This window comes from Streptomyces telluris, from assembly GCF_024519335.1.
Lineage (GTDB): Bacteria > Actinomycetota > Actinomycetes > Streptomycetales > Streptomycetaceae > Streptomyces > Streptomyces telluris.
Genome location: NZ_JANIID010000001.1, coordinates 36,658 through 52,329, shown reverse-complemented (window position 1 = coordinate 52,329; position 15,672 = coordinate 36,658). Strand labels below are relative to the sequence as shown.

Here is a 15,672-nt window from a genome sequence, read left to right as displayed (position 1 = left end):
GTCACCGGCCCGCCCGGAGACCCCGGAAGGGCCGGTGACACCGCTCCCCGCGCCTCCCCGCACGAGGGCCCGAAGAGGCCCGAGGCCCCCCGCACCCGGGTGCGGGGGGCCCGGCCGGCCGGAGGGGAGTTCAGCGCTCTGCGCTGACCGGCGCGGTCCAGGGGAGGCAGATCCACACCGTCTTGCCGCCGTCGGAGGTCGGCGTGCAGAACAGCCGCCCCCCGTGCTCCGCGGTGAGACAGCGGATGATCACCATGCCGCGGCCGTTGTCCTGCTGGACCGCGGCGGGCAGCCGCCGGGGGAAGCGCGGGTGGCTGTCCGTGACGCCGATGCGCAGCTGCTGATCGCGGTCGAGGCGGACGTCCACGGTGAAGGTGGGCGACTGGCCCCGGGTGTGCTGCACGGCGTTGGTCGCGAGCTCGGAGACGATCAGGCGCACGGTCTCCGAGGTGTCCGTCCCGCCCGGAAGCCCCCAGTCCGCCAGCACCTCCGCGACGTAGCGGCGCGCCGTGGAGACCGAGGCGGGGGCGCTCGGCAGCGTGACGGTGGCTTCTTGGTGGTCTGCCATGGCGGTGGCCCTTTCAGCCGAGGTCCCGCCGAGACCGGACTCCGGCTGCGCTGCCACGGAAAACCGGGAAGCGTGCCGTAAGTCGTGGGGGGCATGAGCGGCCTCGGACGGCTCTGCGCGACAGACTGCCACTGATAACGCCTGTGATGGGAGCGATCCCCCAAGATATGCATATATCTGTCGCCCGAAGCAGTGAACTCTACGACGAGCGACCGGATTCACGCGGCACACTGGGCTATTGACACTGACGTATGACAACGACAGTGACCCAGGGGAGGGCCGATGCGGTACGGACCGGCGGTACGCCGCCGCAAGCTGGGGGCGGAGCTGCGCCGCCAGCGCGAACTGGCCGGGCTGACGAGCCTGGAGGCCGCGCGCGCGGTGGGCTGGCACCAGTCGAAGGTCAGCCGGATCGAGACGGGCAGCAGTGGCGTGAAACCGGCGGACGTGGCCCGGCTGCTGGACGCCTACGGGGTCACCGACGCCGAGCTGCGCGCGCTGCTGGGGGCGCTGTGCGGCGCGGGGTCCCCCGAACCGGGCGAGGGTGCGGGGGCCCGGCGCGGCTGGTGGTACGCCTACCGGGACCGGCTGCCTCCCGCCTATCTCGACTTCATCAGCCTGGAGTCGGAGGCCTCGCGGTTAAGCACCCTGGAGACCACCGTGGTGCCCGGCCTGCTGCAGACGCCGGACTACGCCCGCGCCGTGACCCGCGCGGCCCTCGGCGACCCCGCGCCGGAGCAGGTCGAGGAGCTGGTGCGGGTGCGCATGGCGCGCCAGGCGGTGCTCCGGGGCGAGCAGCCGCTGGAGGTGTGCGCCGTGCTGGACGAGGCCGTGCTGCGTCATGAGGTCGGCGGACCGGAGGTCATGGCCGGGCAGTTGCGGCACCTGGTCGAGACGGGATCGCTGGGGCACGTGCGGCTGCACGTCCTGCCCTTCTCCAGCGGCGGCCATATGGGCATCACCGGGCCTTTTGTTATTTTCTCATTTCCGCGCATTGCTGATCTGGATGTGGTTGTTCTCGACCACTTGACGAGTAGCCTCTATCTGGAGCGGAAAGAAGACCTCCGGGCGTACGGCGCGGCCTTCACGACGCTGCGCGCACACGCCCTCTCGCACGAGAAATCGCTGGAATTCATCGCCGGGATCAACGACGGCGCGTAAGGAGGCACCATGTCCGCAATGCCTCGGTACGTACCCCACCGTTCCACCCCTGCAGCGCTTTCCCTGCTCCGCGAGGCTCCATGGCGGCGCAGCAGTTACAGCACCGGATACAACAACTGCGTCGAGACGGCCGGACCGCTCCCCGGCCGCCTCCTCGCCGTACGCGACTCCAAGCGGGCGGGCGGTCCCGCGCTCCTCTTCCGCTCCGCCGCGTGGACCTGCTTCGTCGAGGGCCTGCGCGACGGCGGGACCGACCCGCTCTGACCCGTCAAGACCCTTTCTCTTCAGCGGCCGGCGCGGTCCGTATGATCGCGTCGGCCGCGGCCGTCACCTGCCGGTCCGACAGGTCGGCCCGGGCGGTCAGCCGCAGCCGCGAGACGCCGTCCGGCACGGACGGCGGCCGGAAGCAGCCGACCGCGATCCCCGCCTCCCGGCAGTCCGCCGCCCACCGCACCGCCGCCTCCGGCGAGGGGGCCCGTACGGAGACCACCGCCGCGTCGGGCCGCACCGCCACGAAGCCCGCGGCCACCACCCTGCGGTGCAGCTCGGCGGCGATGTCCCGGACCCGCCGCGCCCGCTGCGGCTCGCGGCGCAGCACCGTGAGGGCCGCCAGCGCGCCGCCGGCCGCCGCCGGTGCGAGGCCGGTGTCGAAGATGAACGTGCGGGCGTTGCTCACCAGGTGCCTGATCACCCGCTCCGGGCCGAGCACCGCACCGCCCTGGCTGCCCAGCGCCTTCGACAGCGTCACCGTGGCGACGACGTCCGGGGCGCCCGCCAGTCCCGCCGCGTGCACCGCGCCCCGGCCGCCCTCGCCGAGGACGCCGAGCCCGTGCGCGTCGTCCACGAGCAGGGCGGCGCCGTGGGCGCGGCACGCCCCGGCGAGCGCGGGCAGCGGGGCGGCGTCGCCGTCGACGGAGAAGACGGAGTCGGTGACGGCGAGCGCGCGGCCGCCGTGTGCCGCGAGGGCCTTGCGGACGGCGTCCGGGTCGGCGTGCGGCACGACCGCCTTCTCGGCGCGGGCCAGCCGGCAGCCGTCGATCAGGGAGGCGTGGTTGCCCTCGTCGGAGACGAGCAGGGCGGGCCCGCCGGCGTCGCCGCCGGGCCCGGCGAGCGCGGTGACGGCGGCGAGGTTGGCCGCGTAGCCGGAGGAGAACACGAGCGCGGCCTCGAAGCCGCAGAAGGCGGCGAGCTCCTCCTCCAGCCGGGCGTGCAGGGCGGTGCTGCCGGTGACCAGACGGGAGCCCGTCGCCCCGGCGCCCCACCGGCGGGCGGCTTCGGCCGCGGCCTCGGTGACCTCCGGGTGGCGGGTCAGGCCCAGGTAGTCGTTGCCCGCCAGGTCGGTCAGCGGCGAGTCCGCGGGGCGGGGCCGCAGGGTCCGTACGAGCCCGGCCGCCAGGCGCCGCTCGTGGTGCGCGTCGATCCACGCGAAGGGGTCCCGGAGGGCGGGCCGGGGCGTGTCCCGCGGCGAGTCCTGAGGCATGCGGCCGTCCTTCGCGTTCCAAGGGGCTGGGGGCCGGTTCTGTGGAGCCCGGATAGAACCTCTGTAGAACGTAGCGGGCGTCACACCTGGTCAGGGTGTGGCAATACACACACATCAATCCGCCGGAGTTGTGCGATCCCTACCTTGGCCCGGGGTACGGCCGTGAGCGAGGATCACCGCCATGGACCTGCTGAACACGCTGGTGGACAAGGGGCTGCGGCGCGAGTCGCCGACCCGCGAAGAGGCGCTCGCCGTGCTGGCGACGTCCGACGACGACCTGCTCGACGTGGTGGCCGCGGCGGGCAAGGTACGCCGCAGGTGGTTCGGGCGCCGGGTGAAGCTCAACTACCTGGTCAACCTCAAGTCCGGGCTCTGCCCCGAGGACTGCTCGTACTGCTCGCAGCGGCTCGGTTCGAAGGCCGGGATCCTCAAGTACACGTGGCTCAAGCCGGAGGACGCCTCCAAGGCCGCCGCGGCCGGCGTCGCCGGCGGGGCGAAGCGGGTCTGCCTGGTGGCCAGCGGGCGCGGGCCCACGGACCGGGACATCGACCGCGTCTCCAAGACCATCGAGGCGATCAAGGAGCAGAACGAGGACGTCGAGGTGTGCGCCTGCCTCGGACTGCTCTCCGCGGGCCAGGCCGAGCGGCTGCGCGCCGCCGGCGCCGACGCCTACAACCACAACCTCAACACCTCCGAAGCCACCTACGGCGACATCACCACCACCCATACCTACGCCGACCGCGTCGACACGGTGCAGCAGGCGCAGGCCGCGGGCATGTCCGCCTGCTCCGGGCTGATCGCGGGCATGGGCGAGAGCGACGAGGACCTCGTCGACGTCGTCTTCTCGCTGCGCGCCCTGGACCCCGACTCGGTGCCGGTCAACTTCCTCATCCCCTTCGAGGGCACGCCGCTGGCCAAGGAGTGGAACCTCACGCCGCAGCGGGCGCTGCGCATCCTCGCGATGGTCCGGTTCGTCTGCCCGGACGTCGAGGTGCGGCTGGCCGGCGGGCGCGAGGTGCACCTGCGCTCGATGCAGCCGCTCGCCCTGCACCTGGCCAACTCGATCTTCCTCGGCGACTACCTCACCAGTGAGGGCCAGGAGGGCAAGGCCGACCTCGACATGATCGCGGACGCCGGCTTCGAGGTGGAGGGCGCGGGCACCACGACGCTGCCGGCGCACCGGGCGGACGTCGCCGCCGCGGAGGCCTCCGGCTCCGGCTGCGGCGGCGGTTCGTGCGGGCCCTGCGGGGACGGCGGCGCCCCGGCCGCGGCGGCGGCCCCCGAGGCCGGTGCCGGCGTTGCGCCGGAGGCCGCGCCCGAGGCGGGCGCCGGCCAGGAGGCCCGTACGGACCTGGTCTCCGTGCGGCGCCGCGGTGCGGGGACGGACCTGCCCCCCAATGCCTGAGCCGCTCACCCCCGGCGAGCTCCTCGCCCTCGACCGGCAGCACGTGTGGCACCCCTACGGGCCGATGCCCGGCCGTCAGGAGCCGCTGCTCGTGGAGTCCGCGTCGGGGGTGCGGCTGCGGCTGGCCGAACCGGTCGACGGCGTGCACGAGTTGATCGACGGGATGTCGTCGTGGTGGTCCGCCGTCCACGGCTACAACCACCCCGTCCTCAACGAGGCCGTGCGCGAGCAGCTCGGGCGGATGAGTCACGTGATGTTCGGCGGGCTCACTCATGAGCCCGCCGTTCGGCTGGCCGCCCGGCTGGTGGAGATCACCCCCGAGGGGCTGGAACACGTCTTCCTCTCCGACTCCGGGTCGGTGTCCGTCGAGGTCGCCGTCAAGATGTGCCTGCAGTACTGGCGCTCGGCGGGCCGCCCCGGGAAGCGGCGGCTGATGACGTGGCGCGGCGGCTACCACGGGGACACCTGGCAGCCGATGGCCGTGTGCGACCCCGACGGCGGGATGCACGAGCTGTGGTCCGGGGCGCTCCCGAAGCACGTCTTCGCGGACGTGCCGCCGGCCGTGGACAGCAGCGCCGAGGTCGTCCGGGCCTACGCGGCGCACCTGCGCGCGACGATCGCGGCCCACGCCCACGAGCTCGCGGCGATCATCGTCGAACCGGTGGTGCAGGGCGCGGGCGGGATGCGCTTCCACGATCCCGTGTTCCTGCGGGTCCTGCGGGAAGCGTGCGACGAGCACGACGTGCTCCTCGTCCTCGACGAGATCGCCACCGGGTTCGGCCGCACCGGCCGGCTCTTCGCCGCGGAGCACGCGGGCGTCACGCCCGACGTGATGTGCCTCGGCAAGGCGCTCACCGGCGGGTACCTCAGCATGGCGGCGACGCTGTGCACGTCGCGGGTCGCCGACGGCATCTCGCGCGGCGAGGTGCCGGTGCTCGCCCACGGGCCGACGTTCATGGGCAACCCGCTCGCCGCGGCCGTGGCGAACGCGTCGATCGACCTGCTGCTGGAACAGGACTGGCGGACGGAGGTCAAGCGCATCGAGACCGGGCTGCGCGACGGGCTCGCCGAGGCGGCCTCGCTGCCGGGCGTCCGGGACGTCCGGGTCCTCGGCGCGATCGGCGTCGTCCAGCTCGACCACGAGGTCGACGTCGCGGCGGCGACGCGCGCGGCGGTCCGCGAGGGCGTGTGGCTGCGCCCGTTCCGGGACCTGCTGTACGTGATGCCGCCGTACGTCACGAGCGACGAGGACCTGGCCCGGGTGTGCGCGGCGGTGCGCGCGGCGGCCGGGGTCGCCTGACGGCATGCTCCCGGGCCGGTCAAGGCCTCAGCGACCACGAAACGGAGAAACCGAACACCATGACCGTACTGGTCGTCACAGGGACCGGCACCGAGATCGGCAAGACGGTCGTCACCGCGGCCGTCGCGGCGGCGGCGCGGGCCGCGGGCCGTTCCGTCGCCGTGCTCAAGCCCGCGCAGACCGGTGTCGCCCCCGGCGAGCCCGGTGACGTCGCCGAGGTGCGGCGGCTCGCGGGGAGCGGGGTGACCGGGGAGGAGCTCGCGCGGTTCCCGGAGCCGCTCGCGCCGGGTACGGCGGCGGCCCGGGCCGGGATGGCGCCCGTGCGCCCGCCGCAGATCGCGGAGGCGGCCTCGCGGCTGGCGGAGAGCCACGACCTGGTCCTCGTCGAGGGCGCCGGCGGTCTCCTGGTCCGCCTGGACGAGGAGGGCACGACCCTCGCGGACGCGGCCCGGCTGCTGGACGCCCTGGTCCTGGTGGTCACGCAGCCCGGCCTCGGCACGCTGAACGTCACCGAGCTCACCGCGGAGGCCCTGCGCGCGCGGGACCTGCGCTGCGCGGGCATAGTGATCGGCAGCTGGCCGTCCGCCCCGGACCTGGCGATGCGCTGCAACCTCGCCGACCTGCCGGAGGCGGCCGGCGCCCCGCTGCTGGGCGCCGTCCCGCAGGGTGCGAGCGCCCTCGCGCCGGAGGCGTTCCGAACGGCGGCCCCCGGCTGGCTGGCGCCGGAGCTGTCCGGCACGTGGGACGCGGCCGGCTTCACGGCGGCTCACCGCTGACCCCGCCCTTCCCGGCCGCCCCACACACCCCTTGCGCCCCAACTGCCGCGGCTGCAGCGGAGATTGCGGCGCGCCGACGGTGCGGGCCGGTCCGGCCGGGGAACAATCGCGGTAGCCGTCGTCCCCGGAAAGGGGTGTGCCATGCCGCCGCTTCGGAGCACCAGGTTGCCGCACGACGCCGTGCACCATCCTGTCTTCGCGCGCTTCTACGCCAAGGTGAGCCCGATCGTCGACGAGCGGGCGGGGATCGGGGAGCACCGGCGCGAGCTGCTGGCCGGCCTGTCGGGACGGGTGATCGAGATCGGCGCGGGCAACGGCCTGAACTTCCCCTACTACCCGCCGACGGTCTCGGAGGTCGTGGCGATCGAGCCCGAGCGCGGGCTGCGCAGGATCGCGGTGGAGGCGGCGGTCCGGGCGGGCGTCCCGGTGGACGTGGTGCCGGGCGCGGCCGAGGCGCTGCCGGTGAAGAGCGAGGCCTTCGACGCGGCGGTGACCTCGCTGGTGCTGTGCTCCGTACGGGATGTGCGGCGCGCGCTGGCGGAGCTGCGGCGGGTCCTCCGGCCGGGCGGTGAGCTGCGCTTCTTCGAGCACGGGCGGGCGCAGGGCGTGGCGCTCGCGGCCACCCAGCGGGCGCTGGACCGCACGGTCTGGCCGGTGCTGTTCGGCGGGTGCCACACGGCGCGGGATCCGCTGGCGGCGATCGAGGCGGCGGGGTTCGAGCTGGGGGCGTTCAGCCGGCTGCGGGTGCCGCAGAGCCGGGTGCCGACCCCGGCCTCCCCGTGCGTACTGGGGGTGGCCAGACGGCCGGCGGCTCCGCCGGAGGCGGCGGGCGCGGGCGACGGGCGCGCCTGAGCCGGCCCCGGGGGCGCTCGCACCGATGATCGAGGAACTCCGGCAGGGCGTACACTCCCCCGACCACCCCGGAGCTCCGTCCGGATCATCGCTTTGCCCATCCTTTACCATGGATGGGCAAAGGCCCCCTTCAACGTGAAAGGTGTGAGCGTCCGCCCATGGGCGAGCCTCCCAGTAGTACCCGCAGTCGACATCGCGCGGTCCCCGCCCCTTCGTCCGACCATGGGACGGAGGTGAACCGATGACCGAGGTAGTCCTGCTGGTGGTCGCCCTGCTGCTGACGCTGGCCTGTGCCGTCTTCGTCGCGGCGGAGTTCTCGCTGACCACGGTCGAGCGCGCCGACCTCGAGCGCGCCGCCGAGAAGGGCGAGCGCGGCGCGGCGGGCGCCGTCGAGGCCGTGCGCAGCCTCACCTTCCAGCTCTCCGGCGCCCAGCTCGGCATCACCGTGACCGGCCTGATCATCGGCATGGTCTCCAAGCCGTCCATCGCGGCGCTGCTCACGGGCCCGATGGAGGCCGTGGGCCTCGGCTCCGCCGCCCCCTCGACCGCCCTGGTGCTGGCCACGGTGCTGTCCACCGTCGTGCTGATGGTGGTCGGCGAGCTGGTCCCGAAGAACTGGGCGATCTCGCGCCCGCTGCCGGTGGCGAAGCGGGTCGCGGGCCCGCAGCGCGCGTTCTCCGCCGCGTTCCGCCCGCTGATCCGGCACCTGAACAACACCGCAAACCGCACCCTGCACCGGATGGGCCTGGAGCCCGCCGAGGAGCTGGCCTCCGCGCGCGGCCCGCAGGAGCTCGCCGCGCTCGCCCGGCACTCCGCCAAGGAGGGCGCCCTGGAGGCGGACACCGCCGAGCTGTTCGTGCGGACCCTGAACCTCGCCGGGCTGACGGCGGAGAACGTGATGACGCCCCGCGTCCAGGTCACCGCCCTCGACGCCCAGGCCAACGCCGAGGACGTCGCGAACGCGACCCGCGCGACCGGCCTGTCCCGCTTCCCCGTCTACCGCGGGAGCCTGGACACCGTCATCGGCGTCGCGCACATCAAGGACGTGCTGGCCATACCCGCCGACCGTCGCCACCGCCACCCCGTCACCTCGATCCTGCGCGAGCCGCTGCTCGTGCCGGAGTCGCTGACCGTGGACCGGCTCCTGGACCGGCTGTCGGGCAAGCGCACCATGGCCGTCGTCATCGACGAGTACGGCGGCACCGCCGGCGTCGTCACCCTGGAGGACATCGTGGAGGAGGTCGTCGGCGAGGTCCGCGACGAGCACGACCCCCACGAGGTGCCCGACATCGCCCCCGCCGGCACCGACGCCGGCGGCCGGCCGCTGTACGACGCCGACGGCGCGGCGCGCACCGACCAGCTGGAGATCATCGGGCTGCGGGCGCCGGACGGCCCCTACGAGACGCTGGCCGGTCTCGTGGCCACCGAGCTCGGCCGCATCCCCCTGCGGGGCGACACCGTGGAGGTCGCGGGCTGGCGCGTCGACGTCGTCGACGCGGCCGGCCACCGTGCGGCCCGCGTGCGCCTGACCGGTCCGCCCGCGGACGCCGGCACCGGCGCCGAGGTGCCCGAGGAGGCCGGCCGATGACCTTCGTGCAGCTGCTCATCGGCCTGGCGACGCTCGTCGTCAACGCCTTCTTCGTGGGCGCGGAGTTCGCCCTCATCTCGGTGCGCCGCAGCCAGATCGAGCCGTACGCCGACCGCGGCGACCGGCGCGCCCGCAGCGTCCTGTGGGGCCTGCGGCACATCTCGGCGCTGATGGCCGCGGCCCAGCTCGGCATCACGCTGTGCACGCTGGTCCTGGGTGTGGTCGCCGAGCCCGCGATCGCGCACCTGCTGGAGCCGGTGTTCAACGCGCTCGGCGTGCCGCACGGCCTGATCCACCCCGTGTCGTTCGTCATCGCGCTGGCCGTGGCGACGTACCTGCACATGCTGTTCGGCGAGATGGTGCCCAAGAACATCGCGCTCGCCGAGCCGGTGCGCAGCGCCCTGCTGCTCGGCCCGCCGCTGGTCGCCCTGGCCCGGGCGCTGCGCCCGTTCGTCTTCGCCATCAACGCCTTCGCCAACGCCCTGCTGAAGCTGCTGCGGGTGGAGCCGAAGGACGAGGTCGCGGCGACGTACTCGGACGACCAGCTCGCGCGGATCGTCGCCGACTCCAGCGCGGCCGGCCTGCTCGACTCCCGGGCCACCGAACGGCTGCGGGACGCCCTGGTGCTGGGCAAGCGCCCGGTGAAGGACGTGGTCACGCCCGTCGAGCGGGTGGTCTCCGCGCCGCTCGGCATCACCCCCGAGGGGCTGGAGCAGCTGTCGGCCGAGTCCGGCTTCTCCCGGTTCCCGGTGGTGGACGCCGCCGGCCGGATCCTGGGCTACCTGCACGTGAAGGACGCGCTGGACGCCCGGCCGCGGGACTTCCCGTTCCCGCTGCAGCGGATGCGCCGGATCGCGACGGTCCGCGCGACGACGCCGCTGGACGACGTCATCACCACGATGCGCGGCACCGGCACCCACCTCGCGGCGGTGATCGGCGAGGACGGACGGCCGGCCGGGCTGGTCACGCTGGAGGACCTCCTGCGCGAGCTGGTGGGCCGCCCGGCGCAGTGACGCGCCCCCGCTCCGCTCCCCCGCCCCCGTCCGGCATCGCCGGGCGGGGGCGGGGCGTTTCGCGGCGGAGGAGTAGGATCACCCGCGCCATGCAGATGAATGTCACGTACACCAGCTTTGTCGCGGTCGGGGACTCCTTCACCGAGGGCATGTCCGACGGTCTGCCGGACGGCTCCTACCGCGGCTGGGCCGATCTGCTCGCCGCGCGCCTGGCCGCCCGCACCCCCGGCTTCCGCTACGCCAATCTCGCCGTGCGCGGCAAGCTCATCGGCCAGATCGCCGACGAGCAGTCCGCTCCGGCCGCCGCGCTGGGCGCGGACCTGGTCACCCTGGTAGGCGGCCTCAACGACGTGCTGCGGCCCAAGTGCGACGTGGACGTGGTGTGCGCACGGCTGGCGGAGGCCGCGGACCGGCTGGCGCCCGGCTGCAAGCAGCTGGTGCTGATGCGCAGCCCGGGCCGGCGCGGCCCGGTCCTGGAGCGGTTCCGCCCCCGCATGGAGCAGCTGTTCTCCTTCATCGACGAGCTGGCCGAGCGGCACGGCGCGCTGGTCGTGGACCTCTTCGGCGCCGAGGTGCTGGGCGATGCGCGGCTGTGGGCCGACGACCGCCTGCACCTGAACGCCGAGGGCCACCGGCGGGTGGCCGAGGCCGTGTGGCAGGCGCTCGGCCACGAGGCCGAGTCCGACTGGCGCGCCGCGCTGCCGCCGGCCGTGCGCCCGGGCTGGGCGTCCCGGCGCGCCGCCGACGCGCGCTTCACCCGCGAGCACCTCGTGCCGTGGATCGGCCGGCGCCTGACGGGCCGCTCGTCCGGGGACGGGCGGACGGGCGCGCACTTCAGCGCCGACCTGGGCAGGGCCTTCTGGGTGACGCCGCCCGCGGGCGGTGCGGGGCCCGGCGAGGTCTCGGCCTGGCTGCGGGCCGAGGGCTAGGCCCCCGCAGCCCGGCGGGCGCCGGCGACCGCGGGGGCTACGAGGCGTTGTTGCCGATCAGCCGGTGCAGCGAGGCCTTGAGCGCGTCGACGAAGGCGTCGCGCGTCCGCGGGGCGACGAGGTCGAGGGACAGGTAGGGGTTGAGGTCCTCCAGCTCGACCAGCAGGAGCTCGCCCTCCGGGGTGCGGCAGGCGTCCACGCGCTGGATGCCGTGCTCGATGCCGTTCCAGTCGACGAAGTGCTGCGCGAAGGCCAGGTCTTCGGCGGTGGGCTCGTACGGTTCGAGGACCCAGCGCCGGGCGGGGTCGGGCGCGTGGAGGGCGTACTGGAAGGCGTCGTCGACGAAGTAGAAGGAGACCTCGTAGCGGAAGTGGATGCGGGGCTGGACGAGGACGCCGTCGTAGTCGAGGTCCGCGAGCTCCTCGCGCGGGACGAAGCGCAGGCCGATGGAGTCGGCGCCGAGCTTGGGCTTGACCACGTACTCGGCCACGTCGGGCAGGCGGCCGGCGTCCTCGGCGCGGTCGGCGGTAGGGATGACGGGGTGGCCCGCCGCGCTGAGGTCCGGCAGGTACTGCTTGCCGGCCATGTCGGCCTTGCCCGTGAGCTGGTTGTAGACGAGCACGCCGTCCTCGGCCGCCCGGCGGGCGAAGTCGTCGTACGCCTCCTGGTAGTGCAGCACCGGCCCGCTGTTGCGCACCACGACCGCGTCGTACCCGTCCATCAGGGCTGCGGCGTCGAGCGGGTGGCACAGCGCCACGTCGAAGTCCTCGCGCAGCCGGGAGGACAGGAAGATGTCCTCGTCGCAGTATCTGCGCCCCTTCGCCGGGTAGGCGAGGTCGGTGACGTAGAGGACGCGGGGCCGGACGGACGACATGGGGCTCTCCTGGTGCGTTGACTGCCCACGGGCGGTCCACCCGATGATATCCGTGCAGGTCAGAGAGGGTTCCCCGGGTTCCCGCCCGGCCTGGTGGGGGCCGGGCGGGGTCCGCTTCAGCGCGTGGCGTCCAGGATGACTCTGGCCACCAGGGCCGGGTCGTCGTTCATGGGCACGTGCCCGCAGCCGGGCAGCCGTACCAGCCGGGCCCCGGGGATGACCTTCTTGGCCCGGACGCCCTGGCGCCGCAGCAGCAGCCGGTCGCGGGTACCCCAGGCGACGGTGACGGGCACGTCCGCGATGTCGTGCGTGAACAGGACGTCGCGGCCGGCCTCCAGCGTGGGGGCGAAGCCGGTGCATTCGCGCAGCGCGCGCGTCTCGGCCATCACCGCGTCCGGCGAACGGCGGCCGGGGCGGGCGTAGATGGTGCCGGCCAGCGCCGCGCGGCCGGCGGCCGTGCGGGCCAGCCGGGCGACGGCCTGCGGCGGCAGCGAGTCGGCGCCGCGCTTCATCCCGCGCAGCACGCCGAAGGCGTAGCGGCGTTCGCCCGCGGTCCAGAAGCCGGCGGGGGAGATCGCCGTCGTGGAGCGCACGAGCTTCTCGTGCGCGAGCTGCAGGGCCAGCAGTCCGCCGAGCGAGTTGCCGACGACGTGCGGCCGGTCGAGGTCCAGCGCCTCGAAGAGCGCCCCGAGGACGGGGACCACGCCGCGCAGGTCGTAGGCCACGCCGTCCGGCAGGGCCGGGGAGTCGCCGAAGCCGGGCAGGTCGACGGCTATGACGTCGCGCTCCGCGGCGAGGATGCCGGCGACCGGGTCCCACGCCTGCAGGTGGTGGCCGATGCCGTGCAGGAGCACCAGCGGCTCCCCGCCGCCGAGCCGTTCGTAGGACACCTTCGCGGTCCGCCGTCCGGCGGGGGTGTCGATGGGGAAGACGACCGTGTCGGCCATGGGTGGCTCCTCGTCATCCTGGGGTGCCGGTGAGGTATTGAGACAGGATGTCAGTAAGAGTTACCGCAGGGTAAGACCCCGTGCGGGTCCCGTACGGCGGTGCTCCGAGAGCGAGTTCACATGGACAAGCCCCACCGGGTCCGCTGGGATGGAGCGGTGACCGCACCCGACGCCGCCTCCGACGCCGCACTCGACGCCTTCGAGGAGCACCGCTCCGTCCTGACCGGCGTCGCCTACCGGATGCTCGGCCGCGTCGCCGACGCCGAGGACGTCGTCCAGGAGGCCTGGCTGCGCTGGTCCGGCGCCGCCCGCGAGGACGTGCGCGACCCCCGCGGGTACCTCGTGCGGGTCACCACCCGGCTGGCGATCGACCGGCTGCGCCAGGTGCAGGCGCGGCGCGAGGCGTACGTCGGCCCGTGGCTGCCCGAGCCGATCGCCACCGACTACGGCCCGGCCGTCCCCGACACCGCCGAGCGGGCGGTCCTGGCGGACTCCGTCTCCCTGGCCGTGCTGGTGGTCCTGGAGTCGCTCTCCCCGCTGGAGCGCGCGGTCTTCGTGCTGCGGGAGGCGTTCGGCTTCCCCTTCGGGGAGATCGCCGTGACGCTCGACCGCTCGGAGGCTTCGGTGCGCCAGCTCGCGACCCGCGCGCGCCGCCACGTCGACGAGGGCAGGCCGCGCTTCACCGTGGACCCGGCCGAGCAGCGCGACCTCACCGAGAAGTTCCTCGCGGCGGCCACCGGCGGCAGCCTCGGGAACCTGCTGGAGCTGCTCGCGCCCGACGTGCGGCTCGTCGGCGACAGCGGCGGCAAGTCCAAGGCGCCGCTGCGCGTCATCGAGACCGCGGACAAGGTCGGGCGCTTCCTGTACGCGGTGGCGCAGCAGCCCCTGCCGGGGCTGGAGGCCCGCTTCATGGAGATCAACGGCCGCCCGGGCCTGCTCATCCTGTCCGAAGGACGCCCGGACACGGCCCTGAGCCTGGAGGTGACGGACGGCCGGATCACGACGGTCTACCTGGTGCGCAACCCCGACAAGCTCGGCGGCCTGGCGGGATAGCCGGTACGGCCGGCCGGCTACAGGCCGCCGGCCACCCGCAGCACCGCTCCGGTGGTGTACGAGGCCTCCGGCGAGAGCAGCCATGCCACCGCCGCCGCGACCTCGCCGGGTTCGCCGGGGCGGCCCATCGGCACCCGGCCGGAGTTGCGCCACGGCCGCTGCGGGTCGCCCATGGCCGCGTGGATGTCCGTGACGATCATCCCGGGCTGTACGGAGTTGACGCGGACGCCCTCCTGGGCGAGCTCCTTGGAGAGGCCGACGGTCATCGCGTCGACGGCGGCCTTGCTCGCCGCGTAGTGGACGTACTCCCCCGGGCTGCCGAGGGTGGCCGCGCCCGAGGAGATGTTCACGATGGCGCCGCCCCGGCCGCCGTGGCGGGTGGACATCTCCAGGGCGGCCCGCCGGGCGCAGATCAGAGCGCCCGTCACGTTCACGTCGACGACCCGCCGCATCCGTTCCACGGGCGTCTCGGTGAACCGGCCGAGCAGGCCGGTGACGCCCGCGTTGTTCACCAGCCCGGTGACCGGGCCCAGTTCCGCGCGCACCGTGTCGAAGAGGGCGTCCACCGCGCTCTCCACGCTGGTGTCGACCTGGACGGCCACGCATCCGACGCCTTCGGCGCGCACCGCCCGGGCCGTCTCCTCGGCGGCGTCGGCCGCCCGTTCGTAGCCGATGCCCACGCTGTGGCCGGCGCGCGCCAGCCGCACCGCGACGGCCGCGCCGATCCCCCGGCTGCCTCCCGTGACCACCGTGACCTGGTCCATCGCCCCTCCGCTCGCTCGCCCGGGCCCGTACACATGTGCGCCGGGGTCCCTGGGCGAGACCGTAGCCGAAGGGCTCGAAGGGATCGCGTACCGGGCCGTTAATCGGGGCATTGGTCTTGACCAAGTCCGGGCACCGTCCTATGGTCGCCATACTGCAACAACCTTTAATAAAGAAGCGCGCAAAATGCTTTGCGGAGGATCAGGGTGGGGACCACGCAGCTCGAAACGGTGCCGGAGCCGAAGTACTGGCACCTGAAGACCGTGCTCAGCGAGGCGCTCGACTCCGAGTTCGCGGTGGGTGAGATCCTGCCGAACGAGCGGGAGCTCGCCGCCCGGTTCGGCGTCGCACGGGCCACGCTCCGGCAGGCGCTCGAACAACTGGAGCTCGAAGGACGGCTGCAGCGCCGCCGCGGCGTCGGCACCACCGTCGCCCCGCCCCGCGTGGGCGTGGCCGTCGGCGAGGCCGAGGACGCCTGGCCGGGCGCCGCCACGGATTCCTGGCAGGCCGTCGACTGCCAGGAGACGGCGCCGCCCGCGGCCGTCGCCCGGCTGCTCGGCACGGCCGCCGGCCAGGCGGTGCACACCGTGCGCCGGATCCGCCGGACGCACGGCCAGCCCGTGGCCGCCGAGCTGCTGTACGTGCCGGGGTCGTCCGTTCCCGGCCTCGCCGCGATCGACGCCGCGCCCGGCGCCGCCCGCGCCCGCACCGTCCTGCGCGAGCTGCAGCGCCTCGGCCTGGAGGGCCAGGACCGCGCGGTCGAGCTGGGATCGGCCCGCGCCGAGGACGCCAAGCAGCTCGACCGGCTGCCCGGCGCGCCCGTCCTCCTCGTCACCACGCGCTACTTCGCCGAGGGCGGCACGGCGGCCGTGGCCGTCGCCACCTACCGTGCGGACACCTGCCGGCTCACGTTCGGCGAGTCCGGAGTGCAGCTCCTGGCCGCGGGCTGACCGGGCCGGGCAGG

16 protein-coding genes are annotated in these 15,672 nt (G+C 74.3%); 11 read left to right on the top strand and 5 right to left on the bottom strand.

Going from position 1 to position 15,672, the window contains the following annotated elements:
* Positions 1 to 130: 130 nt before the first annotated feature.
* Positions 131 to 568, bottom strand: a complete 438-nt coding sequence (locus NQU55_RS00245; RefSeq protein ID WP_168091385.1) for an ATP-binding protein — start codon at positions 566 to 568, stop codon at positions 131 to 133.
* 282 nt (positions 569 to 850) lie between these two features.
* Between NQU55_RS00245 and NQU55_RS00240 the strand changes: the two genes are divergently transcribed.
* The gene (locus NQU55_RS00240) at positions 851 to 1,729 is read left to right on the top strand and encodes a helix-turn-helix domain-containing protein (RefSeq protein ID WP_168091386.1); all 879 of its coding nucleotides are present in this window, start codon (positions 851 to 853) and stop codon (positions 1,727 to 1,729) included.
* 9 nt (positions 1,730 to 1,738) lie between these two features.
* The gene (locus NQU55_RS00235; RefSeq protein ID WP_168091387.1) at positions 1,739 to 1,993 is read left to right on the top strand and encodes a DUF397 domain-containing protein; all 255 of its coding nucleotides are present in this window, start codon (positions 1,739 to 1,741) and stop codon (positions 1,991 to 1,993) included.
* 4 nt (positions 1,994 to 1,997) lie between these two features.
* Here NQU55_RS00235 and NQU55_RS00230 read toward each other — a convergent pair whose 3' ends face one another.
* On the bottom strand, positions 1,998 to 3,209 hold the full coding sequence (locus NQU55_RS00230; protein WP_168091388.1) for an 8-amino-7-oxononanoate synthase: 1,212 nt from the start codon (positions 3,207 to 3,209) through the stop codon (positions 1,998 to 2,000).
* 181 nt (positions 3,210 to 3,390) lie between these two features.
* Here NQU55_RS00230 and bioB point away from each other — a divergent pair, with 181 nt between their 5' ends.
* The 7 genes from bioB to NQU55_RS00195 all read left to right on the top strand — a co-directional run bounded on the left by bioB (position 3,391) and on the right by NQU55_RS00195 (position 11,072).
* Entirely contained in the window at positions 3,391 to 4,614 is a 1,224-nt protein-coding gene (bioB, locus tag NQU55_RS00225; RefSeq protein ID WP_168091389.1) for a biotin synthase BioB, read from the top strand.
* Entirely contained in the window at positions 4,607 to 5,914 is a 1,308-nt protein-coding gene (locus NQU55_RS00220; protein ID WP_168091390.1) for an adenosylmethionine--8-amino-7-oxononanoate transaminase, read from the top strand. Before bioB ends, NQU55_RS00220 begins: the two co-directional genes overlap by 8 nt.
* A gap of 59 nt (positions 5,915 to 5,973) precedes the next feature.
* Entirely contained in the window at positions 5,974 to 6,690 is a 717-nt protein-coding gene (bioD, locus tag NQU55_RS00215; RefSeq protein ID WP_168091391.1) for a dethiobiotin synthase, read from the top strand.
* A gap of 141 nt (positions 6,691 to 6,831) precedes the next feature.
* The gene (locus tag NQU55_RS00210; RefSeq protein WP_168091392.1) at positions 6,832 to 7,542 is read left to right on the top strand and encodes a class I SAM-dependent methyltransferase; all 711 of its coding nucleotides are present in this window, start codon (positions 6,832 to 6,834) and stop codon (positions 7,540 to 7,542) included.
* A 241-nt stretch (positions 7,543 to 7,783) separates the two neighbouring features.
* A complete protein-coding gene (locus tag NQU55_RS00205) occupies positions 7,784 to 9,130 on the top strand; it encodes a hemolysin family protein (RefSeq protein WP_168091393.1) in 1,347 nt (448 codons plus the stop codon).
* Positions 9,127 to 10,143 carry a hemolysin family protein gene (locus tag NQU55_RS00200; protein WP_168091394.1) on the top strand — a complete coding sequence of 339 codons (1,017 nt, stop codon included), beginning with the start codon at positions 9,127 to 9,129 and terminating at the stop codon, positions 10,141 to 10,143. The genes NQU55_RS00205 and NQU55_RS00200 overlap by 4 nt, the downstream gene beginning before the upstream one ends.
* A gap of 89 nt (positions 10,144 to 10,232) precedes the next feature.
* Entirely contained in the window at positions 10,233 to 11,072 is an 840-nt protein-coding gene (locus tag NQU55_RS00195; RefSeq protein WP_168091395.1) for an SGNH/GDSL hydrolase family protein, read from the top strand.
* Positions 11,073 to 11,109: 37 nt separating this feature from the next.
* Here NQU55_RS00195 and NQU55_RS00190 read toward each other — a convergent pair whose 3' ends face one another.
* Both NQU55_RS00190 and NQU55_RS00185 read right to left on the bottom strand, forming a co-directional pair.
* Positions 11,110 to 11,946, bottom strand: a complete 837-nt coding sequence (locus NQU55_RS00190; RefSeq protein WP_168091396.1) for an ATP-grasp domain-containing protein — start codon at positions 11,944 to 11,946, stop codon at positions 11,110 to 11,112.
* Between the two features lie 116 nt (positions 11,947 to 12,062).
* Positions 12,063 to 12,893: an alpha/beta fold hydrolase gene (locus tag NQU55_RS00185; protein WP_168091397.1), complete on the bottom strand. Its 831-nt coding sequence runs from the start codon at positions 12,891 to 12,893 to the stop codon at positions 12,063 to 12,065.
* A 120-nt stretch (positions 12,894 to 13,013) separates the two neighbouring features.
* On the opposite strand from NQU55_RS00185, the gene NQU55_RS00180 reads away from it, so the two are divergent.
* A complete protein-coding gene (locus tag NQU55_RS00180; RefSeq protein ID WP_168091398.1) occupies positions 13,014 to 13,946 on the top strand; it encodes an RNA polymerase sigma-70 factor in 933 nt (310 codons plus the stop codon).
* 17 nt (positions 13,947 to 13,963) lie between these two features.
* Here the strand turns inward: NQU55_RS00180 and NQU55_RS00175 are convergent, their stop codons facing one another.
* A complete protein-coding gene (locus tag NQU55_RS00175; RefSeq protein WP_168091399.1) occupies positions 13,964 to 14,710 on the bottom strand; it encodes an SDR family oxidoreductase in 747 nt (248 codons plus the stop codon).
* Between the two features lie 204 nt (positions 14,711 to 14,914).
* Between NQU55_RS00175 and NQU55_RS00170 the strand changes: the two genes are divergently transcribed.
* The gene (locus NQU55_RS00170) at positions 14,915 to 15,658 is read left to right on the top strand and encodes a GntR family transcriptional regulator (RefSeq protein WP_168091400.1); all 744 of its coding nucleotides are present in this window, start codon (positions 14,915 to 14,917) and stop codon (positions 15,656 to 15,658) included.
* The last annotated feature ends 14 nt before the right edge of the window (positions 15,659 to 15,672 follow it).

Excerpts from the sequence above, each read along its gene's own strand:
- NQU55_RS00180 (WP_168091398.1), top strand. The coding sequence starts at position 13,014 with ATGGACAAGCCCCACCGGGTCCGCTGGGATGGAGCGGTGACCGCACCC.
- NQU55_RS00185 (WP_168091397.1), bottom strand. The coding sequence starts at position 12,893 with ATGGCCGACACGGTCGTCTTCCCCATCGACACCCCCGCCGGACGGCGG.
- NQU55_RS00190 (WP_168091396.1), bottom strand. The coding sequence starts at position 11,946 with ATGTCGTCCGTCCGGCCCCGCGTCCTCTACGTCACCGACCTCGCCTAC.
- NQU55_RS00230 (WP_168091388.1), bottom strand. The coding sequence starts at position 3,209 with ATGCCTCAGGACTCGCCGCGGGACACGCCCCGGCCCGCCCTCCGGGAC.
- bioD (WP_168091391.1), top strand. The coding sequence starts at position 5,974 with ATGACCGTACTGGTCGTCACAGGGACCGGCACCGAGATCGGCAAGACG.
- NQU55_RS00175 (WP_168091399.1), bottom strand. The coding sequence starts at position 14,710 with ATGGACCAGGTCACGGTGGTCACGGGAGGCAGCCGGGGGATCGGCGCG.
- NQU55_RS00195 (WP_168091395.1), top strand. The coding sequence starts at position 10,233 with ATGCAGATGAATGTCACGTACACCAGCTTTGTCGCGGTCGGGGACTCC.
- NQU55_RS00240 (WP_168091386.1), top strand. The coding sequence starts at position 851 with ATGCGGTACGGACCGGCGGTACGCCGCCGCAAGCTGGGGGCGGAGCTG.
- NQU55_RS00245 (WP_168091385.1), bottom strand. The coding sequence starts at position 568 with ATGGCAGACCACCAAGAAGCCACCGTCACGCTGCCGAGCGCCCCCGCC.
- NQU55_RS00200 (WP_168091394.1), top strand. The coding sequence starts at position 9,127 with ATGACCTTCGTGCAGCTGCTCATCGGCCTGGCGACGCTCGTCGTCAAC.
- NQU55_RS00210 (WP_168091392.1), top strand. The coding sequence starts at position 6,832 with ATGCCGCCGCTTCGGAGCACCAGGTTGCCGCACGACGCCGTGCACCAT.
- NQU55_RS00205 (WP_168091393.1), top strand. The coding sequence starts at position 7,784 with ATGACCGAGGTAGTCCTGCTGGTGGTCGCCCTGCTGCTGACGCTGGCC.
- NQU55_RS00235 (WP_168091387.1), top strand. The coding sequence starts at position 1,739 with ATGTCCGCAATGCCTCGGTACGTACCCCACCGTTCCACCCCTGCAGCG.
- bioB (WP_168091389.1), top strand. The coding sequence starts at position 3,391 with ATGGACCTGCTGAACACGCTGGTGGACAAGGGGCTGCGGCGCGAGTCG.
- NQU55_RS00220 (WP_168091390.1), top strand. The coding sequence starts at position 4,607 with ATGCCTGAGCCGCTCACCCCCGGCGAGCTCCTCGCCCTCGACCGGCAG.